Source organism: Mesorhizobium sp. M4B.F.Ca.ET.017.02.2.1 (genome assembly GCF_003998955.1).
Lineage (GTDB): Bacteria > Pseudomonadota > Alphaproteobacteria > Rhizobiales > Rhizobiaceae > Mesorhizobium > Mesorhizobium abyssinicae.
Genome location: NZ_RZOF01000011.1, coordinates 22,243 through 44,850 on the forward strand (window position 1 = coordinate 22,243; position 22,608 = coordinate 44,850).

The 22,608-nt window shown below is 65.6% G+C and carries 26 protein-coding genes; 14 read left to right on the top strand and 12 right to left on the bottom strand.

Features of this window, described 5'->3' with window-relative positions; all coding sequences use genetic code 11:
- Positions 1-41: 41 nt before the first annotated feature.
- From EN738_RS03035 to EN738_RS03055, 5 genes are all read left to right on the top strand, one after another.
- Positions 42-1,712: a nitrite/sulfite reductase gene (locus EN738_RS03035; protein ID WP_127282389.1), complete on the top strand. Its 1,671-nt coding sequence runs from the start codon at positions 42-44 to the stop codon at positions 1,710-1,712.
- Positions 1,687-2,451, top strand: a complete 765-nt coding sequence (locus EN738_RS03040; RefSeq protein ID WP_127282390.1) for a phosphoadenylyl-sulfate reductase — start codon at positions 1,687-1,689, stop codon at positions 2,449-2,451. The genes EN738_RS03035 and EN738_RS03040 overlap by 26 nt, the downstream gene beginning before the upstream one ends.
- A 137-nt stretch (positions 2,452-2,588) precedes the next feature.
- Positions 2,589-3,122: a DUF934 domain-containing protein gene (locus tag EN738_RS03045; RefSeq protein ID WP_127282391.1), complete on the top strand. Its 534-nt coding sequence runs from the start codon at positions 2,589-2,591 to the stop codon at positions 3,120-3,122.
- Between the two features lie 88 nt (positions 3,123-3,210).
- Positions 3,211-4,818 carry a GMC family oxidoreductase N-terminal domain-containing protein gene (locus tag EN738_RS03050; protein WP_127282392.1) on the top strand — a complete coding sequence of 536 codons (1,608 nt, stop codon included), beginning with the start codon at positions 3,211-3,213 and terminating at the stop codon, positions 4,816-4,818.
- 190 nt (positions 4,819-5,008) lie between these two features.
- Positions 5,009-5,629, top strand: coding sequence for a DJ-1/PfpI family protein (locus EN738_RS03055; RefSeq protein ID WP_127282393.1), 621 nt, complete (start codon positions 5,009-5,011; stop codon positions 5,627-5,629).
- A 95-nt stretch (positions 5,630-5,724) separates the two neighbouring features.
- Here EN738_RS03055 and EN738_RS03060 read toward each other — a convergent pair whose 3' ends face one another.
- Positions 5,725-6,747 (bottom strand): fatty acid desaturase, encoded by a 1,023-nt coding sequence (locus EN738_RS03060; protein WP_127282394.1) that lies wholly within the window; start codon positions 6,745-6,747, stop codon positions 5,725-5,727.
- Between the two features lie 95 nt (positions 6,748-6,842).
- Positions 6,843-7,043: a hypothetical protein gene (locus tag EN738_RS03065; protein ID WP_127282395.1), complete on the bottom strand. Its 201-nt coding sequence runs from the start codon at positions 7,041-7,043 to the stop codon at positions 6,843-6,845.
- 227 nt (positions 7,044-7,270) lie between these two features.
- On the opposite strand from EN738_RS03065, the gene grpE reads away from it, so the two are divergent.
- Together grpE and EN738_RS03075 are read left to right on the top strand one after the other, a co-directional pair.
- The gene (gene grpE, locus EN738_RS03070; protein WP_127282396.1) at positions 7,271-7,906 is read left to right on the top strand and encodes a nucleotide exchange factor GrpE; all 636 of its coding nucleotides are present in this window, start codon (positions 7,271-7,273) and stop codon (positions 7,904-7,906) included.
- Positions 7,907-8,020: 114 nt separating this feature from the next.
- Positions 8,021-8,653 carry a trimeric intracellular cation channel family protein gene (locus EN738_RS03075; RefSeq protein WP_127282397.1) on the top strand — a complete coding sequence of 211 codons (633 nt, stop codon included), beginning with the start codon at positions 8,021-8,023 and terminating at the stop codon, positions 8,651-8,653.
- 85 nt (positions 8,654-8,738) lie between these two features.
- On the opposite strand, the gene EN738_RS03080 is transcribed toward EN738_RS03075, so the two are convergent.
- From EN738_RS03080 to EN738_RS03105, 6 genes are all read right to left on the bottom strand, one after another.
- Complete coding sequence (locus EN738_RS03080) at positions 8,739-9,626, bottom strand: GNAT family N-acetyltransferase (protein ID WP_127282398.1); 888 nt, start codon at positions 9,624-9,626, stop codon at positions 8,739-8,741.
- Between the two features lie 181 nt (positions 9,627-9,807).
- Complete coding sequence (locus tag EN738_RS03085) at positions 9,808-12,099, bottom strand: PAS domain-containing hybrid sensor histidine kinase/response regulator (RefSeq protein ID WP_127282399.1); 2,292 nt, start codon at positions 12,097-12,099, stop codon at positions 9,808-9,810.
- 89 nt (positions 12,100-12,188) lie between these two features.
- Positions 12,189-13,178, bottom strand: coding sequence for an MDR family oxidoreductase (locus EN738_RS03090; protein WP_127282400.1), 990 nt, complete (start codon positions 13,176-13,178; stop codon positions 12,189-12,191).
- 53 nt (positions 13,179-13,231) lie between these two features.
- The gene (gene lspA, locus EN738_RS03095; RefSeq protein WP_127282401.1) at positions 13,232-13,714 is read right to left on the bottom strand and encodes a signal peptidase II; all 483 of its coding nucleotides are present in this window, start codon (positions 13,712-13,714) and stop codon (positions 13,232-13,234) included.
- A gap of 68 nt (positions 13,715-13,782) precedes the next feature.
- Positions 13,783-14,631: an RNA methyltransferase gene (locus tag EN738_RS03100; protein ID WP_127282402.1), complete on the bottom strand. Its 849-nt coding sequence runs from the start codon at positions 14,629-14,631 to the stop codon at positions 13,783-13,785.
- A complete protein-coding gene (locus tag EN738_RS03105) occupies positions 14,632-15,693 on the bottom strand; it encodes a class I SAM-dependent rRNA methyltransferase (protein ID WP_127282403.1) in 1,062 nt (353 codons plus the stop codon).
- Positions 15,694-15,804: 111 nt separating this feature from the next.
- Here EN738_RS03105 and EN738_RS03110 point away from each other — a divergent pair, with 111 nt between their 5' ends.
- The 4 genes from EN738_RS03110 (at position 15,805) to EN738_RS03125 (ending at position 17,923) form a co-directional block, all read left to right on the top strand.
- Positions 15,805-16,521 (top strand): YafY family protein, encoded by a 717-nt coding sequence (locus EN738_RS03110; protein ID WP_127282404.1) that lies wholly within the window; start codon positions 15,805-15,807, stop codon positions 16,519-16,521.
- A gap of 70 nt (positions 16,522-16,591) precedes the next feature.
- Positions 16,592-16,972, top strand: coding sequence for a VOC family protein (locus tag EN738_RS03115; protein ID WP_127282405.1), 381 nt, complete (start codon positions 16,592-16,594; stop codon positions 16,970-16,972).
- A complete protein-coding gene (locus tag EN738_RS03120) occupies positions 16,969-17,403 on the top strand; it encodes an EVE domain-containing protein (protein WP_127282406.1) in 435 nt (144 codons plus the stop codon). Before EN738_RS03115 ends, EN738_RS03120 begins: the two co-directional genes overlap by 4 nt.
- A 91-nt stretch (positions 17,404-17,494) precedes the next feature.
- Positions 17,495-17,923 carry a VOC family protein gene (locus tag EN738_RS03125; RefSeq protein ID WP_127282407.1) on the top strand — a complete coding sequence of 143 codons (429 nt, stop codon included), beginning with the start codon at positions 17,495-17,497 and terminating at the stop codon, positions 17,921-17,923.
- Here the strand turns inward: EN738_RS03125 and EN738_RS03130 are convergent.
- The 4 genes from EN738_RS03130 to sppA all read right to left on the bottom strand — a co-directional run bounded on the left by EN738_RS03130 (position 17,913) and on the right by sppA (position 20,680).
- Positions 17,913-18,878, bottom strand: coding sequence for an ornithine cyclodeaminase family protein (locus EN738_RS03130; protein WP_127282408.1), 966 nt, complete (start codon positions 18,876-18,878; stop codon positions 17,913-17,915). The two genes, EN738_RS03125 and EN738_RS03130, sit on opposite strands and share 11 nt — an antisense overlap.
- A 93-nt stretch (positions 18,879-18,971) precedes the next feature.
- Positions 18,972-19,304, bottom strand: a complete 333-nt coding sequence (locus tag EN738_RS03135) for a DUF1049 domain-containing protein (protein ID WP_127282409.1) — start codon at positions 19,302-19,304, stop codon at positions 18,972-18,974.
- 54 nt (positions 19,305-19,358) lie between these two features.
- Entirely contained in the window at positions 19,359-19,643 is a 285-nt protein-coding gene (locus EN738_RS03140) for an integration host factor subunit beta (protein ID WP_006200394.1), read from the bottom strand.
- A gap of 80 nt (positions 19,644-19,723) precedes the next feature.
- A complete protein-coding gene (gene sppA / locus EN738_RS03145) occupies positions 19,724-20,680 on the bottom strand; it encodes a signal peptide peptidase SppA (RefSeq protein ID WP_127282410.1) in 957 nt (318 codons plus the stop codon).
- Positions 20,681-20,980: 300 nt separating this feature from the next.
- Here sppA and lptC point away from each other — a divergent pair, with 300 nt between their 5' ends.
- The 3 genes from lptC to EN738_RS03160 form a co-directional block, all read left to right on the top strand.
- Positions 20,981-21,694 carry an LPS export ABC transporter periplasmic protein LptC gene (lptC, locus tag EN738_RS03150; protein ID WP_127282411.1) on the top strand — a complete coding sequence of 238 codons (714 nt, stop codon included), beginning with the start codon at positions 20,981-20,983 and terminating at the stop codon, positions 21,692-21,694.
- Entirely contained in the window at positions 21,681-22,265 is a 585-nt protein-coding gene (locus EN738_RS03155; RefSeq protein ID WP_127282412.1) for an LptA/OstA family protein, read from the top strand. Before lptC ends, EN738_RS03155 begins: the two co-directional genes overlap by 14 nt.
- A partial coding sequence (locus EN738_RS03160) for an ATP-binding cassette domain-containing protein (protein ID WP_127282413.1) occupies positions 22,265-22,608 on the top strand: 344 nt, incomplete at its 3' end. The genes EN738_RS03155 and EN738_RS03160, both read left to right, overlap by 1 nt.

The window sequence follows — 22,608 nt, forward strand, 5'->3', positions numbered from 1 at the left end:
CAAACAGGCAATGTGGGCGGACGCGCCCTGAAAGACGAAGCATGTACCGTTACGATGAGTTCGACCACGATTTCGTTCAGGCCCGCGTCGCCGAGTTCAGCGACCAGGTCCAGCGCCGGCTTGCCGGCGAGATCACCGAGGATCAGTTCCGGCCGCTGAGGCTGATGAACGGCGTCTATCTGCAGCTGCATGCCTATATGCTGCGCATCGCCGTGCCCTATGGCACGCTGAACAGCAAGCAGATGCGCATGCTCGGCCACATCGCGCGCAAATACGACAAGGGCTACGGCCATTTCACCACGCGCCAGAACATCCAGTTCAACTGGCCGGCGCTGTCCGACATTCCCGCGATCCTGGCCGATCTCGCCAGCGTCGAGATGCATGCCATCCAGACCTCTGGCAACTGCATCCGCAATGTCACCGCGGATCACTTCGCCGGCGCGGCGGCCGACGAGGTCGCCGATCCCCGGCCCTATGCCGAGATCCTGCGGCAATGGTCGTCGGTGCATCCGGAGTTTTCGTTCCTGCCGCGCAAGTTCAAGATCGCGGTGACGGGTGCCGAGCGCGACCGCGCCGCCATCCAGACGCATGACATCGGCCTGCACCTGAAGAAGAACGCGGCCGGCGAGCTCGGCTTCGCCGTCTATGTCGGCGGCGGCCAGGGCCGCACGCCGATGGTGGCGCGGAAGATCCGCGACTTCCTGCCGGAAGCCGATCTTCTCTCCTACTGCACGGCGATCCTGCGCGTTTACAACCTCTATGGCCGCCGCGACAACAAGTACAAGGCGCGCATCAAGATCCTCGTCCACGAGACCGGCGTCGAGGAGATCACGCGCCAGGTCGAGGCCGAGTGGCAGGAGCTGAAGGACGCCGAGCTGAAGCTGCCGGAAGCCGACATCCAGGCCATCAACGCCTATTTCACGCCGCCGGGTCTGGCCGAGCGGCCGGAAGGCGACGCGGCAGTGAAGCTGGCGCGGCTCGATTCCAAGAATTTCTCGGAATGGCTCGACCAGAATGTGGTGACGCATCGCCATCCCGACTATGCGGCGGTGACGATCTCGCTGAAAGGCATCGGCGAGGTGCCTGGCGACGCCACCGACAGCCAGATGGAGGCGGTCGCCGACATCGCCGAGAAATACGCCTTCGACGAATTGCGCGTCAGCCACGAGCAGAACCTGATCCTGCCGCATGTGGCGCGCGCCGATCTGAAGGCCGTCTATGACGCGCTGGTCGACATCGGCCTGGCGACGGCCAACTCCAATCTGATCAGCGACATCATCTCGTGCCCCGGCCTCGACTATTGTGCGCTGGCCACGGCCCGTTCCATTCCGGTGGCGCAGGAGATCTCGCAGCGCTTCGCTTCGCTGGAACGGCAGCGCGAGATCGGCGAATTAAAGCTGAAGATCTCCGGCTGCATCAATGCCTGCGGCCATCATCATGTCGGCCACATCGGCATTCTCGGCGTCGAGAAGAAGGGCTCCGAGCTTTACCAGGTCACCCTCGGCGGCTCGGCCGACGAGAACACCTCCGTCGGCGAGATCATCGGCCGCGGCTTCTCGTCGGAAGAGATCACCGACGCCATCGAGCAGATCGTCGATACCTATCTCGGCCTTCGGCTCAGTCCCTCGGAACGTTTTATCGACGCCTACCGCAGAGTCGGTCCCGCGCCGTTCAAGGAGGCGCTCTATGCTGGCGAAACCAAGGCCGCTTGACCGGGTCGTTGATGTCGAGGCCGGTGTCGCCGCCGAGGCGGCGGGGCTGGACGCGCTTTACGGTCACCTGAGCCCGATCGAGGTCATCGAGCGCTCGGCGAACGAGCTGTTTCGCGGCGGCATCGCCGCGGTTTCCTCCTTCGGCGCCGATTCCGCCGTGCTGCTGCACATGATCGCCAAGGTCGACCGCGCGCTGCCGGTGATCTTCCTCGACACCGGCAAGCATTTCGAGGAAACGCTCGGCTATCGCGATGCGCTGGTCGCCGATTTCGGCTTCACCGACGTCAGGGTGATCAAGCCGGAAGAGGCCGCGCTCGAGCGGGTCGATCCGACCGGCAGGCTGCACGAGACCAACACCGACGCCTGCTGCAACGTGCGCAAGGTCGAGCCGATGGCGCGCGGCGTCGAGCCGTTCCGCGCCTGGTTCACCGGGCGCAAGCGCTTCCAGGCCTCGACGCGCGCGGCGCTTCCGGTCTTCGAGGCGGTCGGCTCGCGCATCCGCATCAATCCGCTGGCACACTGGACGACGGCGGACCAGGCCGACTACATGCGCGCGCACGCGCTGCGCGAAAATCCGCTCGTCGCCTATGGCTATCTGTCGATCGGGTGCTTCCCGTGCACGCAGCCGGTACAGCCGGGCGAGGACGCGCGCAGCGGCCGCTGGGCCGGGCACGCCAAGACAGAGTGCGGCATCCACCTTTCCGGCCTGGAGAAGTCGCTGACCGACGCATCCCTTTAGGCTATGTTGATATTCAGGTGAGGCCGGCCCGCAATCGTCGGTTTCCTGCGTTTCCGGTGCCCACGGGACGCTCCGCTCCGGCTCGGCCTGACCTGAAACGCGACACATCCTTTGATTTTTGGATTTTGGGAATTTTGATGACTGAACCGACCAAATCGGAAACCCGCCTCTGGACCCCGAACGGTTTCCGCGAGGACGAGTGGATCCAGGCCGAGAGCGCCGAGGCGCTCGCCGGCAACGGCCGCTTCATCCTGCCGCTGCAGGCGTTCCTGGGGCTCGACCTTGAGGTGCGCAAGTCGGCCAGGGAACGCATCGGGGTGCTGCTGCAGCCCGGCGACGAGCTCGACAAGATCGTCGGCCTGCTCGACCAGCTGTCGCTGGTGGCGCTGGCCTTCCCGGCGTTCAATGACGGCCGCTCCTTCTCCAAGGGCGAATTGCTGCGCAGCCGCCATCATTTCGAGGGCGCCGTCCGCGCCACCGGCCAGGTGCTGGTCGACCAGCTGCCGCATATGCTGCGGGTCGGCTTCGACGAGTTCGAAATCTCGAACCCGGTGCTTTTGAAGCGGCTGGAGGAAGGCCGCACCGGCGGGCTGGGGCTCTACTACCAGCCGACCGCCGAGTCGGAGGCCAAGGGGCCGAAATATTCCTGGCGGCGCAAACGCGCCGGCTGACCCAGCGGTAACTCGTCGACGTCTTTACAACGCGCGCAAGCAGGCTTTCTCTGACCGCACGGACGGAAACATCCGCCGGGAGGAGGCCATGCGCTACGACTATGTCATCGCCGGCGGCGGTTCCGCCGGCTGCACGCTTGCCGCCAGGCTTTCCGAGGATGCATCGAAGACGGTCTGCCTGATCGAAGCGGGCGGCGAAGGCAAGGATCTCCTGATCCGCGCGCCGGCGGGCATCATCGCGCTGCTGCCGGGCAGGCCCAAGATCAACAACTGGGGCTTTGAGACGGTGCCGCAGGAAGGGCTTGGCGGCCGCAAGGGCTACCAGCCGCGTGGCAAGGCGCCGGGCGGCTCAAGCGCCATCAACGCCATGCTCTACACGCGCGGCCATCCTTGCGACTATGACGAATGGGCCGATCTCGGCTGCGACGGCTGGTCGTGGAGCGAGGTGCTGCCCTATTTCCGGCGCGCCGAAGGCAATCAACGCGGCACTGACGCGCTGCACGGCGGCGACGGACCGCTCAGGGTGGCCGAGCAGCAGGAACCGCGTTCGATCTCGAAAGCCTTCGTCGAGGCCTGCGGCGAAAACCAAATCCGCCGCAACGACGATTTCAACGGGCCCGAGCAGGAAGGGGCGGGGCTCTACCAGGTCACGCAATTCTGGGGCGAGCAACGCAATGGCGAGCGCTGCTCGGCCGCGGCAGCCTATCTGCATCCGGCGATGGGCCGGCCGAACCTCACCGTCATCACCGGCGCGCAGGCGACCGGCGTGGTGCTCGACGGCAAGCGCGCGACGGGCGTGCGCTATCGTGCCGGCAAGAGCGAAGCCGCGGCGGAAGCCAGGCGCGAGGTCATCCTGTGCGGTGGCGCGTTCGGCTCGCCGCAAATGCTGCTGCTTTCCGGCATCGGTCCGGCGGTGGAGCTGGCAGTGCACGGCATTCCGCTCGTCCATGAACTGCCCGGTGTCGGCAAGAACCTGCAGGACCATCTCGATTTCATCCTGGCCTGGAAGTCGCGCGAGACCGAGCTGATGGGCATCGGCCTCCGCGGCCTGCCCGGACTGCTCAGGCACATGCTGCGCTGGCGCAAGGACGGCACCGGCATGATCGCCACGCCCTATGCGGAGGCCGGCGCCTTCCTCAAATCCGACGCGGCGGCCGAGCGGCCCGACCTGCAACTGCATTTCTGCATCGCCATCGTCGACGATCACGGCCGCAAGCTGCATATGGGTTATGGCTTCTCCTGCCATGTCTGCGTGCTGAGGCCGCATTCGCGCGGCGAGGTCGGGCTTACGAGCGCGAACCCGCTGGCGCCGCCGCGCATCGACCCGCGTTTCCTCGAGGACGAGCGCGACGCCGAGCTTCTGCTCCGGGGCGTGCGGATGATGCGAGGCATATTGGAAGCGCCGGCGCTGGCCAGGTATCGCCAGAAGGAAATCTATACCGCCGGCGCTGCCAGCGACGCCGAGCTGATGGCGCATATCAGGGCCCGCGCCGACACGATCTATCACCCGGCCGGCACCTGCAAGATGGGCATCGACGAGATGGCGGTCGTCGATCCGCAGTTAAAGGTGCGCGGCTTGCAAGGGCTGCGCGTCGCCGACGCCTCGGTGATGCCGACACTCGTCGGCGGCAACACCAATGCGCCGACGATCATGATCGCCGAGAAGGCGGCGGATATGATCCGGGCGGCAGCCTGACGCCATCTTGGTCAGACCAGCCTGCCCGGTTTTGCTCCGGAAGCCCTGCCTTTATCGCTCGCCGGGCGCCACGGAATCAATCTGGTAGGACCAATCGTGCGATTTGCGCTTCCCCTCCGGCCTGCTTGCCCTTACGATAGGGCTATATTTCGTGCCTCGAAATAAATAGCCAGCTAAGGGAGGAACCGGCATGGCAGGCAAAAAGATTTTGATGCTCGTTGGCGAGTTCAGCGAGGAGTATGAGATTTTCGTCTTCGAACAGGCCATGCATGCGGTTGGCCATACGGTGCATGTCGTCTGCCCCGACAAGAAGGCCGGCGACATCTTGAAGACCTCGCTGCACGATTTCGAAGGCCACCAGACCTACACCGAAAAGCTCGGCCACGACTACATCCTCAACAAGAGCTTCGCCGAGGTGAACCCGGCCGATTACGACGCCGTCTATGCGGCCGGTGGGCGCGGGCCGGAATACATCCGCATCGACAAGCGGGTGCAGGCGCTGGTCAGGCATTTCCACGAGACCGGCAAGCCGATCTTCACCATTTGCCACGGCGTACAGATCCTGATCGCCGTCGATGGCGTGGTGCGCGGCCGCGAGGTCGCGGCGCTGCAATATTGCGAGCCGGAGGTGACGCTGGCCGGCGGCATCTACATCGATGTCGCGCCGACCGGCGCCCATGTCGATGGCAATCTGGTATCGGCCAAGGGCTGGCCTGGCCTTGCAGCGTTCATGCGCGAATGCCTGAAGGTGCTCGGCACCGAGATCCGCGACGGCAAGGCGCTGATGCGCGACGAACGCAAGGCGGCCTGAGCAAGGTTTGAAGAAACCCGCCGCATCCCGGTGCGGCGGGCAATGGATATTGAGCCGCTCTTAAGGCGCGCCGAAACGCCCTTGAGCGGCATGCCTCAAGCGGCAAGCCGCGCTTCGCGGAACGACACCAGCTTGCCGCGGTTTTCGTCCCATAGCGCCAGCTTCACGCAGCGCAGGCTGTCGAGAAGCGTGACGCGGCCGATCCGCCGCAGCTCCGGATAATCCCGCAGCACTTCCGGAAGCCGGTAGCACGGCACCTTGGCGGAGAGGTGGTGGACGTGATGGACGCCGATATTGCCGGTGAACCAGTTCAGCACCGGCGGCAGGTCGTAGTAGGACGATCCATGCAGCGCGGCGCGCTGGAATTCCCAATCGGGATCCTTCGCCCATTCGGTCTCCTCGAACTGATGCTGGACATAGAACAGCCAGACGCCGGCCGAGCCCGCGAGGATCACGATCGGCAGGTGGACGACCAGGAACGCGCCCGGCCCGACAAGCCAGATGAGCGTCACCGCGGCGAGCGCGATGCCGAGATTGGTCGCCATGGATGACACCCACGGCGTCAGGCCGCCGCGCATCATGCCGACCGGCAGCCTCTGCTCGAAGATGAAAAGCCATATCGGGCCGAGACCAAACATCACCAGCGGATGGCGATAGAGGCGATAGGCAAGGCGGCCAGGCCAGGATAGCTGCCGGTATTCGGCGACGGTCAGTGTCCTGATGTCGCCCATGCCGCGCTCGTCGAGATTGCCGGCGCTGGCGTGATGGGTGGCATGGGCGCGCCGCCAGCAATCATAAGGCGTCAGCGTGAGCACGCCGAGGGCGCGGCCGATCCAGTCGTCCGCATAACGATTGGCGAAAAAGGAGCCGTGGCCGCAATCGTGCTGGATCATGAATATCCGCACCAGAAAGCCGGCCGCCGGAACGACGAGGGTCAGCCCCCACCAATGGCCGTAGGAATAGGCGGCAGAAGATAGAGCCCAGAGTGCGACGAAAGGGATGAGGGTTATGGCTAGTTCGATGGCGCTGCGCCGCCGGTCAGGCTTCTTGTAGCGCGCCAGGATCTTCAACCAGGCGCGCTTGCTGTTTGCCGCCGTCTCGGGGGAAATCATGTTCATCAGGGAGCATAGGCAGCGCATCCCGCCCCAGCAAGACGGCGATCACGCGAAATTACTGCGCGTAATTGTCGCGCGATGCCCGCGGTTCGTGCGGCCTACTGGCGACGTTCGCCGTTGGCGGCCCTGGTCTCGATGTCATCGAGCTGGTCGAGCAGGTTGCGGAAATGCTCGGGCGTGTTCGTTTCCAGGCGGAATGACGGCAGCGTGCGCAGGAAGCGCTTCGTCGCTTCGCTGCCAAGCTGTCGTCTGATATCGGCGGCGAGTTCCGCGCGCCGTTCGCCTTTGTTGCCGCTCATTGTCCCAAATCCTGTGTCGGCTTCGAAACTCCCTCAACCCGGCAATGGTTCCCTCGCCGTCGCTTTCTCGCAAGCGAAGCCGGCGATTAAGGTAAAATTTGATTTAATGTCGAACGTTCCCTGGAGACGCCGTGAAACTGCGCTGGGTCGCTTGCCCCTTGATTTTTGGCCCTCAAACCTCGATATCGGGCGCAAATCCAAACCATTCGGAATGACGGGAAACGGCGATGAGCGACCAGGCAAAAGACGAACGCGCGCCCGAGGATATCGAGCCTGCCGAGGCCAGTGGCGAGCGTCCGCAGGGCAGCGTCGACGGCGACTATGAGGCGCTGGTGCGGCTGCTGAAGGAAAACGAGGAACTGAAGGACCGCGCGCTGCGCGTGGCGGCCGAGATGGAGAACCTGCGCCGCCGCACCGCGCGCGACGTGCATGACGCGCGCACCTATGCGGTCGCCAATTTCGCCCGCGACATGCTGTCGGTGTCCGACAATCTGCGCCGCGCGCTGGACGCCATTCCGGCCGAGGCAAAGGCTGGCGGAGATGCCGGCTTCAAGGCGCTGATCGAGGGCGTCGATCTCACCGAGCGCGCCATGCTTTCGGCGCTGGAACGGCATGGGGTGAAGAAGCTTGCGCCGGAGGGCGAGAAGTTCGATCCGAACTTCCATCAGGCGATGTTCGAGGTGCCCAATCCCGACGTTGCCGCCGGCACCGTCGTCCAGGTCGTGCAGCCGGGCTATTCGATCGGCGACCGCGTGCTGAGGCCGGCCATGGTCGGCGTCGCCAAGGGCGGCCCGAAGGCCGCGGCCACCGAGGCGCCGGTCGAGCCCGGCCCGGTGAACGAGCAGGCCGAGAAGGATGCGTAGTTAAGGGAGTAGGGCAGTAAGGGAGTAGGGACAGCGGCGGGACTATTCACGCGGCTTGTGCTATCTAGAGGTCCCTATTCCCCTACTCCCTTACTGCCCTATTCCCTTATTCCCATGAACCTCATCGAGCTTCTCGACTATGCCGGCGTCGCCGTCTTCGCGGCGACAGGGGCGCTTGCCGCTTCGCGCAAGCAACTCGACATCATCGGCTTTCTGTTCCTGGCCTGCGTCACCGGTATCGGCGGCGGCACGCTGCGCGACGTCATCCTCAACCTGCCGGTGTTCTGGGTCGGCAACCGCGATTATGTGCTGATCTGCGTGGTGGTCGCGGTGCTGGTCTTCTTCAGCGCCCATCTGGTCGAATCCCGCTACAAATTGCTGCTCTGGCTCGACGCCATCGGTCTCGCCGCCTTCTCGGTGATGGGCGCCGCCAAGGGCCTCGCCATCACCGGGTCCCCGGTCGTCGCCACCATTACGGGCGTGCTGACCGCAACCTTCGGCGGTATCCTGCGCGATCTTCTGGCGGGCGAGCCATCGGTGCTTCTGCGGCCCGAGATCTACGTCACGGCTGCGCTTGCGGGTGCGGCGCTTTTCACCGTCGGCGATCTTGCCGGCCTGCCGCCATTGGCGGCCGGTCTGGTGGGTTTCGCCGCGGCATTCGCGGTGCGCGGCGGCGCGCTCAAATTCGGCTGGGCCTTCCCGGCCTACAAGAGCAGGCCCGGGCGGCGGCCGGAGGATATTCCGTGATGGAGGGATTAGGGAATAGTCAGTAGTCAGGGGAGCGTGAACGTGATGTCTTCCCCTACTGCCTACTGCCTACTGCCTACTCGCGTCAGGCCGCGAAGCGCTGGCCTTCCCCGCCATAATAGTTGACGTAGCGCGCGCCGATCTCCTTGACCGGCATGACGACGAAGACGTCGACGGTCGAGAATTCGTGATCGATGACGCAGCCGTCGCCGATGCGGGCGCCGACGCGCAGGTAACCCTTGACCAGCGGCGGCATGGACGCGATGGCCGCCTTGGCGTTGACCGCTTCGATCGGCATCAGGTCCATGGAGCAGTAGCGGCCGGCAACCGCCTTGACGTCCCACGCCGAATTGGTGCGGCAGTGATGGGCGAGGTAGGTTAGCGCCTCGGCATGCGCCGCCGGCACGATGCCGTGGAAGGAAGCGCAGCCCGTCATCACGCCAATGCCGTAGTGGTTGATATAGGCCCAGATGCCTTGCCACAGCGCCTCGATGGTGCGCTTGGAGCGGTATTCCTTAAGCACGCAGGAGCGGCCGAGCTCGAGAAAACGCTGGCCGGGATGACGGGCGATCAGATTGGTCAGTTCGAACTCGCCCTCGGAATAGAAGCCGCCAGCCGTCGCCGCGATCTCCTGCCGCAGCAGCCGGTAGGTGCCGACGATGCGGCGATGCTCAGGGCCGGGAAGCGATGTGTCGAACACCAAAAGGTGATCGCAGAGCGGATCGAAACGATCGGCGTCGCGCCGGTCCTGCGCCTGGAACAGGTCCTTCCTGGCGCCAAGCTCGTCATAGAACACCCGGTAGCGGACCTCCTGCGCGGCAGCGATCTCGGCTTCGTTGCGGGCAAGCCGGACTTCGAGATTGCCAATGCGGCCGAGAGGGGCGCCTGTTGCGACGGCATCAGCCGTCCGCGTGGCGAGCAGGGCGCCGCCCGCGTTCGGCCGAGTGTCACATTCCGGCATAACTGTATGCACGAGTGATTCTCCTTCGAGCCATCCCTCTTGGCACGGGGATACGGTGTAGGTGCAACAGGATTGTGACAGTACCGTGATACGGCGCGGCGGGCAATACTTCGTCGGCTGGCGAATGCCCTCAACCGGCTACCTTAACGAAGCAAAGCCAAGCGATCCAAGGGCGATTGCCGGGGCAAAAAAATCAGGCCGCGACCTGCGCCTCGACGGCGCTGACCAGAGCATCCGGATCGAGCGGCTTGGTGACGAAGCCGCTGGCGCCGTGCGCCAGCACCGTATGGCGGGTCTTTTCCTGGCTGTCCGCCGACAGCACCATGATCGGAACCGGCGGCACCGCCAGCGCCTCTTCGTGGCGGCGGATGGCGGCAATGGCATCCAGCCCGTCCATGACCGGCATGTGCAGGTCCATCAGCACAACATCGAAGCGATGCTTCAGGCCGGCATCGGTGACGGCCTCGACGGCGGCCTTGCCGTTGCCGACCACCTTGACGCGGTGTCCGGCCTTCAGAAGCGTGGCGCGGGCGAGCATGGCGTTGATGTCGTTGTCCTCTGCGATCAGCACCGACAGGCCGTGCTCGCCGCGGCGGCCGCCGGCGCGCGCGGGCGGTGCGCCCTGCCTGTCCGTCTGCGGCAGCGCAACGGCGGGCGCATGGCTGGTCAAAAGCACGCGCAGCAGCGTCTCGCCGCGCACCGGCCGCGCCAGGAAGGTGGCATAGCCATTGGCGCGGAATTCGCCGAGCATGCCGCGGTCGGTCGGCGCGATCAGCGTGATCGCCTCGCAATCGGCAAAGCCGCCCTGGCGCAAGCGCTTGAGCAGGCGCCCGTCGCCGTTCTCCATCGCGGCGTCGACCAGAAGCGCATCGCAACCCGCCGCGAAAGGCGTTGCCTGGGCGAGCGTCGTCGCCAGTTCGACGGCGCCGCCATGGGCGCGGATGGTCCGCGCGATGGCGTCGGCCTCGACCGCGTTCTTCGACACGATCACGGCACGCCGGCCGGACAGTATGTCCTGCCGGTTTTGCGGCGGCTCGGTCGCCGCCACCGCCGGAAGCTCGAAGACGAATTCGGATCCCTCACCGAGCCGGCTCGACACGGAGATCGAGCCGCCCATGGCGGTCACCAGGCGCCTGGAGATGGCAAGGCCGAGGCCGGCGCCGCCATGCACCCGGGTCGAGGTGCCGTCGGATTGCTCGAACTCCTCGAAGATGCGTTCCATGTCCTCTTCGCGCAGTCCCGGACCGGTGTCGGCGACGGTGAAGCAGATGCGGTCGGTGGTTTCGGTGCGCGCCCGCGCGACACTGAGCAGCACGCCGCCGGTGTCGGTGAACTTGATGGCGTTGCCGATCAGGTTGAGCAGCACCTGGCGCACCCGGCCCGGATCGGCGGTGATCATCTGCGGAACGTCGGGCTCGACATGGCAACCAAGGCCGATGCTTTTGGTGAAGGCACGTGACGCCATCAGTTCGATGATGTTGTCGGCGATCTCGCGCACAGATGTCGGCTGCGGCTCGGGGTCGAAGCGGCCGGCCTCGATCTTGGAGTAGTCGAGCAGGTCCTCGATCAGGGCGAGCAGCGCGCTGGCCGAGGTCGAGACGGCGCCCACATAGGTGCGCTGCTCGGGCGACAGATCGGTGTCGACCAGGAGCTTGGCCATGCCCATGATGCCGTTCATCGGCGTGCGGATCTCATGGCTGACGGTGGCGAGGAAGCGCGACTTGGCCTGGCTGGCATATTCGGCGCGCTCGCGGGCGGTGATCAGCGAGGATTCGGCGCGCTTGCGGGCGGTGATGTCGCGCGCGATCGCCCGGTGCGAGACGGCGCCGTTGTCCTTGTCGCGCACCGACAGCTCGATCCAGGAAAACCAGCGCGGACCGCTCGGCGTGCGGATGGCGACGTCGGTGGAGCTCAGACACTCATGATCCGAGAAGGCGGCGTCGGGAACGATGCCGACATCGATGCCAAGCTCCGACAAGCTCTTGCCGGCGAGGTCGCGCTGATCGATGTCGACAAGGTCGGCGAAAACCTTGTTGGCGTAGACGATATGGCCGTCGCGATCGCGATGGACGACGAGGTCGCCGAGCGCGTCGATCAGCCCGCGAAACCGCTCCTCGCTTTCCTGCATCTCCCACATGCGGTCAGCGAGCGTCTCGATCTCGGCGCGGTTGCGGGCGGCGGTCTCGTCGAGCAGAGCCGTGGCGCGGCGTTCGTTGCGCTTGCTGCGCAGATGCATGCCGAGGCCGGCAAGGCCCGTCACCAGCAAACCGAGGGTGACGAAGATCGGCGCGCCGGTCAGGTGAGCCAGCCCGGCCAACACCGCGATGGCGACGACGGTCAGGAAAGGCAAGCCTTCGGGATTGGCCGGGGGGAGCACGGGCGCCAGCGGCGGCGGGGCGACAAGCTGCCGCTTCGGCGCGTCGGGGCTTGGCCCGCCCACGCCTTCGGCACTCTGCGCCGCCTTGATGCCGGATTCCGCGATCATGCGGAAAGCCTTGCCACAGAGAGATTATGGAAGGCTGCGGCGGATCGTTCGAATTTTAACAGTCGCGCGGTTTTCGCCCTATCCGCGGCTCACATATCGACCACGACGCGGCCCCTGATCCTGCCGTCGACGATGTCGCGCGCGGCGTCGATTATGCCGTCAAAACCGATGGTCCTGGACAGCGTCGCGAGTTTCCTGTGGTCGAGATCGGTGCCGATGCGGCGCCACGCCTCGAGACGCACCGCCTTCGGCGCCATCACCGAATCGATGCCGAGCAGCGAGACGCCGCGCAGGATGAAGGGAGCGACGCTCGCCGGCAGGTCCATGCCGCCGGCAAGCCCGCAGGCGGCCACAGCTCCGCCATAGGCGGTCATCGACAGTACATTGGCGAGCGTGTGGCTGCCGACCGCATCGACGCCGCCGGCCCAGCGTTCCTTGGCGAGCGGCTTTGCCGGCTGCGTGAGCTCGTCGCGCGAGATCACCTCGGCGGCGCCGAGGTCGATCAGATAGGGGCTTTCGGCATTGCGGCCGGTCGAAGCGATGACATGGTAGCCGAGGCTGGAGAGGATCGAGACCGCGACCGAGCCGACGCCGCCGGCCGCACCGGTCACCACGACCGGGCCGCGATCCGGCACGATGCCATGCCGCTCGAGCGCCATGACGCTGAGCATGGCGGTGTAGCCGGCGGTGCCGACCGCCATCGCATCATGCGGGCTCATGCCCTCCGGCAGCGGCACCAGCCAGTCGCCGTTGACACGGGCGCGGCCGGCAAAGGCGCCGAAATGCGTCTCGCCGACGCCCCAGCCGTTGAGGATGACCTTGTCACCCTTGCGCCAGTCGGCATGCGAGGAGGAGATGACGGTGCCGGCGAAATCGATGCCCGGCACCAGCGGCCAGCGGCGGATGACCGGCGCCTTGCCGGTGATGGCCAGCCCATCCTTGTAGTTCACGGTCGTCGCCTCGACCGCGACGGTGACATCGCCCTCCATCAGGTCGGCTTCGGTGAGGTCGGTGACGGCGACCGACTGCTTCTTGTCGGCGTCGCGCGAAACGAGGATGGCTTTGAAGGTATCGGACACGTTCTTCTCCCGGCTGTGCGGTGCTCGGACTGTGCGGCGACGGCCGCGCGAGGTCAATCTTGCGAGGTCTTGGGCTGGCGCCGCCAGCCGATCAATTCATCGAAGAGGACCAGCGCGGCGCCGACCGAGATGAAGGCATCCGCCAAATTGAAGACGGCGAAGGACCAGACCGGCGTGTGGAACAAAATGTAGTCGATGACATGGCCGTAGGCGACGCGGTCGATGACATTGCCCACCGCGCCGCCGATGATCAGCGCGAAGCCGGTCCGGGCAACCGCGTGGCCCGCCGGCGTGCGGGTTGCGAGGTAGAGCACGAAGGCGACGACGAGGACGGCAATCACCACCAGGCCGGTATCGCCGAAGGACTGGAACATCGAGAAGGCGATGCCGGTGTTGTAGGTGCGGAACAGCGCCAGGAAGGGCAGGAGATCGACCTTCTCCTGGAAGGTGAGGCCGCTTTTCACCAGGTGCTTGATCCACTGGTCGAGCGCGATGGCGACGACGACCAGCAGGGCGTAGGGGGACCACGACTTCACGGTTTGATGCCCTCTTGTTTGACCATGACCCTGTCCGAATACCGGACGCCATTTCTTGGCATCATGGTCTAGTCCGGGCCCAGCTTCAGCGCGGCGCGCCGGATCTCGAACAGCATGATGCCGGTGGCGACCGCCAGATTGAGTGAATCGGCGCGGCCGGCTTGCGGAATCCTGAGCAGACGGTCGCAGCTCTCGGCCAGGCTGTCGGGCAGGCCCTGCTGCTCGTTGCCCATCAAGAGCAGCACCGGCCCCCTGGTAAAATCGACCGAACGGTAATCGACCGCGCCCTTCAGATGGGTGCCGGCGACGAGGCCCGGAAAGCCCTTGCGCCAGGCCAGAAAAGCCTCCGGCGTCGCCCTGGCGACGGGCACGGCGAAGATCGAGCCCATGGTGGCGCGCACGGTCTCGACGGAAAAGGGATCGGTGGTCTCGCCGACCAGGATGACGCCCTTGGCGCCGACGGCATCGACGGTGCGGATGACGGTGCCGAGATTGCCGGGATCGCGCACCCGGTCGAGCGCCACCCAGACGTCGCCATCCGTGGCGCGAATGTCCCTCAGTGGCAGCACCTTCTGGGCAAAGACGCCGACCACCATTTGCGGGTTGTCGCGGCGGGTGATCGCCGCCAGCACCTTTTCGGAGACTTCGAGCACGGTGCCGCCGGCGGCGACGGTGCGCGCCGCGACCTTCTCCACCGCCGCATTGCCGCGTCCGGCCTTGGCGAAGACCAGCGTGCGGATATGCCAGCCGAGATCGACCGCGTCGATGACCAGCTTCAAGCCTTCGGCCATGAAGGCGTTCTGCTGGTCGCGGAATTTCTTCAGCGCCAGCGCCTTGATGTCCTTGACCAGCGGGTTGGCGAGGCTGGTGACCTCCTTCACCTGGCCGACGGCGCGGGAGCTCTCATAAGCGTTCATTCAGGCCACCCAGCGCGAGAACAGCGAGGTCGACAGCGCGCGGCCGGCGGATTTCTCGCGGATGATCAGCTCGCCCGATTCGACCGTGCCGCCCATGCCGGCGAAGGTGTCGCGCATCAGGGCATGGATGGCGAAGAATGAAGCGCGGATCGAATAGGCGGTCAGCACAACGGCGAGCGGCTTCGGCGTCAGGATTGAGCGGCAGAGGTCGGTCAATCCGGGCAGGTCGTCGAACAATTGCCAGACCTCGCCCTTCGGGCCGCGGCCATAGGCGGGCGGGTCGAACAGGACGATATCGTAGCGGCTGCCGCGGCGCTCCTCGCGCTCGGCGAACTTCACGGCGTCCTCGACGATCCAGCGGATCGGCTTGCTGGCGAGCCCGGCCATCTCCTGGTTTTCCCGGGCCCAGCCGATGGCCTTCTTGGACGCATCGACATGGGTGACCTCGGCGCCGGCGCGGGCTGCCACCAGCGAGGCAAGGCCGGTATAACCGAACAAGTTCAGTACCTTGACCGGCCGTTTGGCGGCCATGATCAGCCCGGCCATGTGATCCCAGTGGGAGGCCTGTTCGGGAAAGACGCCGACATGGCGAAACGAGGTGAAGCGGCCAAGATAGTCGATGCCGTCATGCTTCATCGGCCAGGTTTCGCCGAGCGGCGTTTTCGGGAAGCGCCAGCGGCCGATGCCCTCCTCGTCGGTGTCGCCGGTGAAGATGGCGTCGGCGCGCTCCCAGTCCCTGGCCGGCAGCGCCGGCTGCCAGATCGCCTGGCCCTCCGGCCGCACGATGCGATAGGGGCCGTACTGCTCCAGCTTCTGTCCGGCGCCGCTGTCCAGCAGGGCGTAGTCGGCATTGGGCGCCACTTCGAGGATCAGTGGCAGCCGCTCGGCCGGCAGCGCGCCCTCGCGGCGCGCAAGGACGCGCGGCGCGGATTTGGGCTCCGGGCGGCCCTGTGGCTCCTGCCTCGTTGCCGCGCCGGCCTCGCGGGGATGCGATTGGGCGGCATTGGCTTTGGCGGGCTGGCGCGGACGGTTGTCGCGGTTTCGATCGCGAAAGGATTTCAAGAACACTCTCCGGAACGGCAGGCCGCTTTTGACATAGGGCCATCGGCGGCGCAACAAAATGGTCCGACGTCCGTGATGGACCTCAGCGGGGGAAACGGGCAAATCTGGGCCATGTCCCGCTCCGAACGCCTGCTCGACCTGATCCAGATCCTGCGCCGCCACCGCCGGCCGGTGAGCGGGCGCACGCTCGCCGGCGAAATGGGCGTCTCGATCCGCACGCTCTACCGCGACATCGCAACGCTGCAGGGGCAGGGCGCGCCGATCGAGGGCGAGGCGGGGCTAGGCTATGTGCTGAAGCCTGGCTTCATGCTGCCGCCGCTGATGTTCACCGACGAGGAGATCGAGGCCGTCGTGCTCGGGTCGCGTTGGGTCGCCAAGCAGCCGGACAAGCGGCTTTCGGCCGCCGCTACCGATGCGCTGGCCAAAATCGCGGCGGTGCTGCCGGATGACCTGCGCGAGGATCTCGACGCCAACGCGCTGCTCGTCGGGCCAGGCGCACCAGCCCAAGGTCGATGCCTTCGGTGGCCTCGGCGCCTGGCCATCCGCAACGAACGCAAGCTCGGGTTCCTCTATCGGGATGGCGCAGGCGCCCAGTCCCAGCGCATGGTCTGGCCCTTCGCGATCGGCTTCTTCGACAAGGTGCGGGTGATGGTCGCCTGGTGCGAGACGCGGCAGGATTTTCGCCATTTCCGCGCCGATCGCATGTCCGGCCTCAACGCCACCGATGTGCGCTATCCGCGCCGGCGCCAGTCGCTGCTCAAGGAGTGGCGGGCAACGCTCGACACGCCGCAAGCGGGTCGGGATGCGTCGAAAGGCACCGGCCGCTGATGGCTGCTGCCAGAATCTGACAGTGGTGGTGCGTAAGGTCCTCCAATCGAAGACACGTTGGAGAACAGCAATGAACACCCCCAATTTCGTCATCCTCTATGTCGACAGCCCGGAGCGGAGCGGCGCCTTCTACGCCGCGCTCATCGGGCGGCAGCCGGTCGAGGCATCGCCGACCTTCGTGCTGTTCGTGCTCGACGGCGGCTTCAAGCTCGGCCTGTGGTCGCGCCATACGGTGGAGCCGGCGGCGGCGGCCGCGGGCGGCGGCGCCGAGATCGTCTTCGGGCAGGACACGCCGGCGGCGGTCGACGCCGCCCACCGGGACTGGGCGGGTCGCGGCCTGAACATCCTGCAGGCACCGACCGACATGGATTTCGGCCGCACCTTCGTCGCGCTCGACCCCGACAATCACCGGCTGCGCGTCTATTGGCTGAACGACGGGGACCAGGCATGAGCGCGCACTGGATCGCCGTCGCCTCGGCCGCGCATGTCCGGCTCGGCCGCGCGGGCGGCTTCATGCAGGTCAACCACGGCAGACTGGCGCCGTTGCGCCGCATCAGACCCGGCGACGGCATCGCCTACTATTCGCCGAACACGGTCCTCGGCGAAAAGGACGGCCTGCAGTCGTTCACGGCAATCGGCACCGTGCGTGAAGGCGAGCCCTACCAGGGCGAGATGGGCGGTGGCTTCACGCCATTCCGGCGCGATGTCGCCTGGGCGAAGGCGGAGGAAGCGGCGATCAAGCCGCTGCTCGACAGGCTGGACTTCACGGCGGGCAAGACGAACTGGGGCTATCAGCTGCGCTTCGGCCTGTTCGAAATCGACGAACACGATTTTCGGCTGATTGCCGAGGCCATGGGTGCCAAGGCCACCGAGGCAGCCTGAGGTCCGCAGTGGCAGGCTGCTGACACCAGGCTGTCAGCAGCCTCGTGCGAGAAGCCACCTGATCCGCCGCGCTTGCCCCAAGGAGAACATTATGGACTTCGTCTCGATCCGCATCATCACCGACCAGATCAAGCCTCTGGTGGCATTTTACGAGGCGATCACCGGCTTGACGGCGACCTGGTTCACTCCGGATTTCGCCGAACTGGCAACCGCCTCCTGCACGCTGGCGATCGGCAGCACGCGCACCCTGGCGCTGTTCGGAGCGGATGTGGCGGAGCCGGCCGCCAATCGTTCGGCGATCATCGAATTTCGCGTTGCCGATGTCGACGCGCAGTATCGCAGGCTGGTGGAGACCATCGGCGACTTCGTGCAGACACCGACGACGATGCCATGGGGAAACCGATCGCTGCTGCTGCGCGATCCCGACGGCAATCTGGTGAATTTGTTCACTCCGGTCAGCGCCGAAGCGATCAGGAAGTTCGATCGCAGGGCTGTGGCGCCGGCAGACGCTATCGCTTGAGCGCCTTGTAGACGGCTATGCCGGCGGCAAGGTCCTCGAGCGCGGCGCCGACCGACTTGAACAGGGTGATCTCGCCGTCGCTTTGCCGCCCGGCCTTCTCGCCGCGCGCCAGCTCATGCAGGTCGGCAATGATGGCATCCGGCTTCAGCACGCCGGAGGCGAGCGGCTGGACAATGTCGCCCGCTTCCTTGGTGGCGCCGGCGCGGGTGTCGACAAAGACGCGGGCGCGCCGGATGGCGTCGTCGTCGCTCTCGCGCATCGTCGGCGTGAAGCCGCCGACAAGGTCGACATGGGCGCCCGGCTTCAACAACGCGCCCCTGACCAGCGGCTGGGTGGTTATCGTCGCCGAGGAGACGATATCAGCCTCCGAAAGCTCGGCGTCGAGGTCTTCGGCGGCGCTGGCCGGCAGCCCCTCGGCGCGCAAGCCGGCGGCGACCTTTTCGGCATTGGCCGGGGTCCGGTTCCAGATGCGAATGGCAGTGATCGGCCGTACCGCCGAATGGGCCTTGGCAAGGAAGGTCGAAAGCGCCCCGGCGCCGACGATCAGCAGCCGCGAGGCGTCCTTGCGGGCGAGGTAGGAGGCGGCAAGCGCCGAGGCGCAAGCGGTGCGCCATTGCGTCAGCCGCTGGCCGTCGATCAGCGCTTCCGGCTCACCGGTCGTTCCGTCGAGCAGCAGGTAAAGACCCATCACGGCCGGCTTGCCGATGGCGTTGTTGTCGGGCGAGACGGTGACGATCTTGACGCCGATATGGCCACCCGCCGAGGTGCCGGCGGCGTTGAAGTCGGTCCAGGCCGGCATCAACAGCAGCGTCGAGGCCTCGCCGTCGGGACGTTCGACGGTGTGATGATGGCGGACCGGCTGCACGGCGCCGTCACGGAAAGCAGTGCGCAGCGTCTCGACCAGCCCGGGAAAGGTCAGCGCCTGGTCGACCTCGGCGGCCGAAATGGTCAGCATGAAAGACTCCGTGCAGTGAGGGCGCCCGCGAAACGGAAATTCTTGCGGCATCCCTGGCGCGCGCCCTGAAGGGACACGCGGCGTTGCAATGCTTCAGGCCGTCGGCTTCGGCAGGGCCGGGCCCTGCGGCGCCTGCGGAGCGCGGCTAACCGCCTGGCGCAGGTTCTCGGCCTCGACGCCGCGCTGGCGCGCCAGCTTGCGATAACGGCCCTGCTTGACCCAGGTCGCCATGCTGCCGACGATCATGCCGACGGCGAGAGCCAGGAACAGGAAGATGAAAAGCGGCAGCTTCAGCGTCAGCGCCGGATTGCCGGGATTGAACGGGTCGAGCGTGAAGGCGACCGGCTCGCGGTTGGCGACGGCCAGCGCGATCAGGATGATGGCCAGCGGCACGAAGACAACGACGAGCATGAAGCGGTTAAACATCTGATTTCCTGTCGAAAGCAGGCCTGTCGGAAGGCCGGCGCATGAATTACGCGCCTATTTGCCGCCGTTAAGCCTTTCGCGCAATTCCTTGCCGGTCTTGAAGAACGGCACCCACTTCTCCTCGACCTCGACGGATTCGCCGGTGCGCGGGTTGCGGCCGGTGCGGGCGGGCCGGTTTTTCACCGAAAAGGCGCCGAAACCGCGCAGCTCGACCCGATTGCCCTCGGCAAGGGCGTCGGTGATCTCGTCGAAGATCGCGCCGACGATGTTTTCGACGTCGCGCAGGAAAAGATGCGGATTGCGTGTGGCAATAATTTGCACAAGCTCGGATTTGATCATGAGAACGGCTCCCCTGAAAGCACTTCAGTCAAATTATGAGGATGATTTTATTTGCTTTTTCGCTCGTCCCAAACGGCTCGTCAAGGGTGCCAGACCGAAACGAGACCGTCAAGAAACAAGCGGTCCGCTCCAATTTCGTGAATGACGTCGCCGCCGGCGTCGGGAAGGCCGAGCGCGCCGGCGATGGTTTTCGCCATTGTCTTTGAGAACAGGAAGCCGCCGTGCCGTTCGGTGTCCTTCCACTCCACCACCTTGAGCTTGGCGTCGACGCCCTTGGTCGCCAGCCAGCCGATCGCCTCGGTCTCGCCGCCGACGGCGTCGATCAGATGGTTGGCGAGCGCCTGCCTGCCGGTGAAGATCGAGCCGTCGGCAAGCGCCAGCGCCTGCTCGTGGGTCATCTTGCGGCGGTCGGCGACGATGCCGACGAACCAGTCATAGCTGTCGAGGATGAGCTTGCGGACCATGGCGCGCTCGTCCTCATTGGTCGGCTTGAAGGGCGAGGGCGAGGCCTTCAGCGGCGAGGATTTCACCTCCTCGAGCTTGATGCCGAGCTTGTCCATCAGGCCGCTGACGTCCGGATACTGGATAAGCACGCCGATCGAGCCGACGATCGAGGATTTGCGCGCGACGATATGGTCGGCCGCGCTTGCAATCATGTAGCCGGCGGACGCGGCGAGCGTGCCGACTTCCGCCACGACGGGCTTGTCGCCGGCGAGCTTGCGCACTGCCTCGAAGATCGATTCACCGCCGACCGTGGTGCCGCCGGGCGAGTCGATCGACAGGATGACGCCCTTCACCCTCGGGGATTCGCGGATGGTCTCCAGCCGCTTGATGAGCTCCTCATCTTCGGTGATGGTGCCTTCGATCCGGACCTTGGCAATATGGTCGACGGCCGAGCCGCTGAAGTCGTCGCGATAGACCCAGGTCGACAGGGCGATCAACGCGATGGCCGCGACGACGAGCGCGGCAACACGCCAGAACGTCACTTTGCGGCGCAAACGGCGGCGGTCGATCAGATCATCGGCTCTCATTGCCATGGTCAGCCTCTCGGTCGGTGGGAAGAGTTGCTTTTAAAGCAAGCGTCCGCGCCCGGCTACCGTTTCCTGGCGGGGTTGCGTCAAAGCGTCCGCGCGGCGCGAGGCGGTGCTTCATGAAAAATTAACGCCGCTCGTCCGTATCTGCTATGAAGTGCGGAAATTGCGTCGACTTCACTTCCGTTTGTACAACGGCAGCCGTCACATTTTTGCGGTTTTCCTCCGCTTGTGCTTGCTTACGGGGGCCGACATCCCACCTATAGGCGGTGATTTGGCGGGGCAAGGGTTTATTAGAATTTAGTCATGCTAGCGCGATCGAACGAAACGACCAATGCCGAGACGGCTTTGGCGCCAGCGGCGCCAGCCGGCACGCGCGGTGATGCGTTCGACCGCGCGCAGCGGCATTCGCGCCGGGTGCGCGTGCTGAAATTCGCGGTGCCGCTGCTTGCAGCTGGCATCGCCATCGCCTTTCCGGTCTATTCCTATCTTGCCGCCCCGGTTTCGATCTCGGTGCAGGCCGAAGGCAGCGCCTTCGCCGACGGCAAGCTGGTGATGGCCAACCCCAAGCTCAACGGCTTCACCAAGCAGAAGCTGCCCTATTCGCTGACGGCGCTGCGCGCCATCCAGGACGTCGGCAAGCAAGGCATCATCGATCTTGAAGGGATCAACGCCAAATTGCCGTTGACATCGGACAATGTGGCGACCGTCAACGCCACGCGCGGCGTCTACAACCGCGACGGCAACACGATGAGCCTGACCAGCGACATTACGGTGACGACGACCGACGGCATCGAGGCCAAGCTCAAATCGGTCTTCCTCGACATGGGCAAAGGCACTATGAAGACGGATGATCCGGTCGATGTCAGCCGTGGCGGCTCGCGGATCACGGCGGATTCGATGGCGGTCCAGGACAATGGCAAGGTCCTGGTCTTCGAGAGCAAGGTGCGCGTCAACATCGATCCCGCCAGCTTGAAGGCGGCAGAGCAACAGGGCGGAGAATCGAATGCGTCGCAATAGTATGGCACGGCTTTTGAGCGCGGCTTCGGTGCTGCTGCTGCTCGGCGCGTCGCCGTCGCTTGCCCAGTCCGGCACGACCAGCCAGGTCTCGGGCCTCAAGCTTTCCGGCGATCAGCCGATCCAGATCGAGAGCGACAAGCTCGAGGTTCGCCAGGCCGACAGCGTCGCCGTGTTCAGCGGCAATGTCACCGTGACGCAGGGGCCGACCACGCTCAAGGCCGGCAAGATGACGGTCTACTATGTCAAGGATCCCAATGCCGCCAAGGGCGCCGCCGCCGGCGCGTCGGCGATGACCGGCTCGGCCAACATCGACCACCTTGTGGTCGACAACAAGGTCTACATCAAGTCGAACGACCAGATCGCCACCGGCGACAATGGCACGTTCGACATGAAGAGCCAGGTGCTCGTGCTTTCCGGCAAGGAAGTGGTGCTGTCGCAGGGCCCCAACGTGCTCAAGGGCTGCAAGCTCACCGTGCAGATGAAGAGCGGCCTCGCCCAGGTCGACGGCTGTGGCGGGCGCGTCATCATGTCGATGACGCCGCCGCCGAAGTCGGGAGCGCCGAAGCAATAATGGCCGGCGTATCGTCGCTGCTGGCTCGCCTTCCGGGGCGGGCCGCCGGCAAACCAGCGGCGCCGGCAACGGTTTCCGCCGATTCCGCCAAGTTCAAGGGCACCTTGATCGCCAAGGGCCTGACCAAGAGCTACAAGGGCCGCAAGGTCGTCAGCGGCGTGACGCTTGGCGTGCGCGCCGGCGAGGCGGTCGGGCTGCTCGGCCCCAACGGCGCCGGCAAGACGACCTGTTTCTATATGGTCACCGGGCTGGTGCCGGTGGACGAAGGCACGATCGAGATCGACGGCTTCGACGTCACTTCGATGCCGATGTACCGCCGCGCCCGGCTCGGCATCGGCTACCT

Bases quoted from the DNA above. Each gene is read 5' to 3' on its own strand.
- EN738_RS03065 (WP_127282395.1), bottom strand. From the start codon at position 7,043: ATGAGCGGCAACAAAGGCGAACGGCGCGCGGAACTCGCCGCCGATATC.
- EN738_RS03085 (WP_127282399.1), bottom strand. From the start codon at position 12,099: ATGATCGCGGAATCCGGCATCAAGGCGGCGCAGAGTGCCGAAGGCGTG.
- EN738_RS03050 (WP_127282392.1), top strand. From the start codon at position 3,211: ATGCGCTACGACTATGTCATCGCCGGCGGCGGTTCCGCCGGCTGCACG.
- EN738_RS03110 (WP_127282404.1), top strand. From the start codon at position 15,805: ATGTCCCGCTCCGAACGCCTGCTCGACCTGATCCAGATCCTGCGCCGC.
- EN738_RS03060 (WP_127282394.1), bottom strand. From the start codon at position 6,747: ATGAACATGATTTCCCCCGAGACGGCGGCAAACAGCAAGCGCGCCTGG.
- grpE (WP_127282396.1), top strand. From the start codon at position 7,271: ATGAGCGACCAGGCAAAAGACGAACGCGCGCCCGAGGATATCGAGCCT.
- EN738_RS03125 (WP_127282407.1), top strand. From the start codon at position 17,495: ATGGACTTCGTCTCGATCCGCATCATCACCGACCAGATCAAGCCTCTG.
- EN738_RS03100 (WP_127282402.1), bottom strand. From the start codon at position 14,631: ATGAACGCTTATGAGAGCTCCCGCGCCGTCGGCCAGGTGAAGGAGGTC.
- EN738_RS03155 (WP_127282412.1), top strand. From the start codon at position 21,681: ATGCGTCGCAATAGTATGGCACGGCTTTTGAGCGCGGCTTCGGTGCTG.
- EN738_RS03055 (WP_127282393.1), top strand. From the start codon at position 5,009: ATGGCAGGCAAAAAGATTTTGATGCTCGTTGGCGAGTTCAGCGAGGAG.
- EN738_RS03040 (WP_127282390.1), top strand. From the start codon at position 1,687: ATGCTGGCGAAACCAAGGCCGCTTGACCGGGTCGTTGATGTCGAGGCC.
- lptC (WP_127282411.1), top strand. From the start codon at position 20,981: ATGCTAGCGCGATCGAACGAAACGACCAATGCCGAGACGGCTTTGGCG.
- EN738_RS03130 (WP_127282408.1), bottom strand. From the start codon at position 18,878: ATGCTGACCATTTCGGCCGCCGAGGTCGACCAGGCGCTGACCTTTCCC.
- EN738_RS03120 (WP_127282406.1), top strand. From the start codon at position 16,969: ATGAGCGCGCACTGGATCGCCGTCGCCTCGGCCGCGCATGTCCGGCTC.
- EN738_RS03115 (WP_127282405.1), top strand. From the start codon at position 16,592: ATGAACACCCCCAATTTCGTCATCCTCTATGTCGACAGCCCGGAGCGG.
- EN738_RS03045 (WP_127282391.1), top strand. From the start codon at position 2,589: ATGACTGAACCGACCAAATCGGAAACCCGCCTCTGGACCCCGAACGGT.
- EN738_RS03035 (WP_127282389.1), top strand. From the start codon at position 42: ATGTACCGTTACGATGAGTTCGACCACGATTTCGTTCAGGCCCGCGTC.
- EN738_RS03135 (WP_127282409.1), bottom strand. From the start codon at position 19,304: ATGTTTAACCGCTTCATGCTCGTCGTTGTCTTCGTGCCGCTGGCCATC.
- EN738_RS03140 (WP_006200394.1), bottom strand. From the start codon at position 19,643: ATGATCAAATCCGAGCTTGTGCAAATTATTGCCACACGCAATCCGCAT.
- EN738_RS03075 (WP_127282397.1), top strand. From the start codon at position 8,021: ATGAACCTCATCGAGCTTCTCGACTATGCCGGCGTCGCCGTCTTCGCG.
- sppA (WP_127282410.1), bottom strand. From the start codon at position 20,680: ATGGCAATGAGAGCCGATGATCTGATCGACCGCCGCCGTTTGCGCCGC.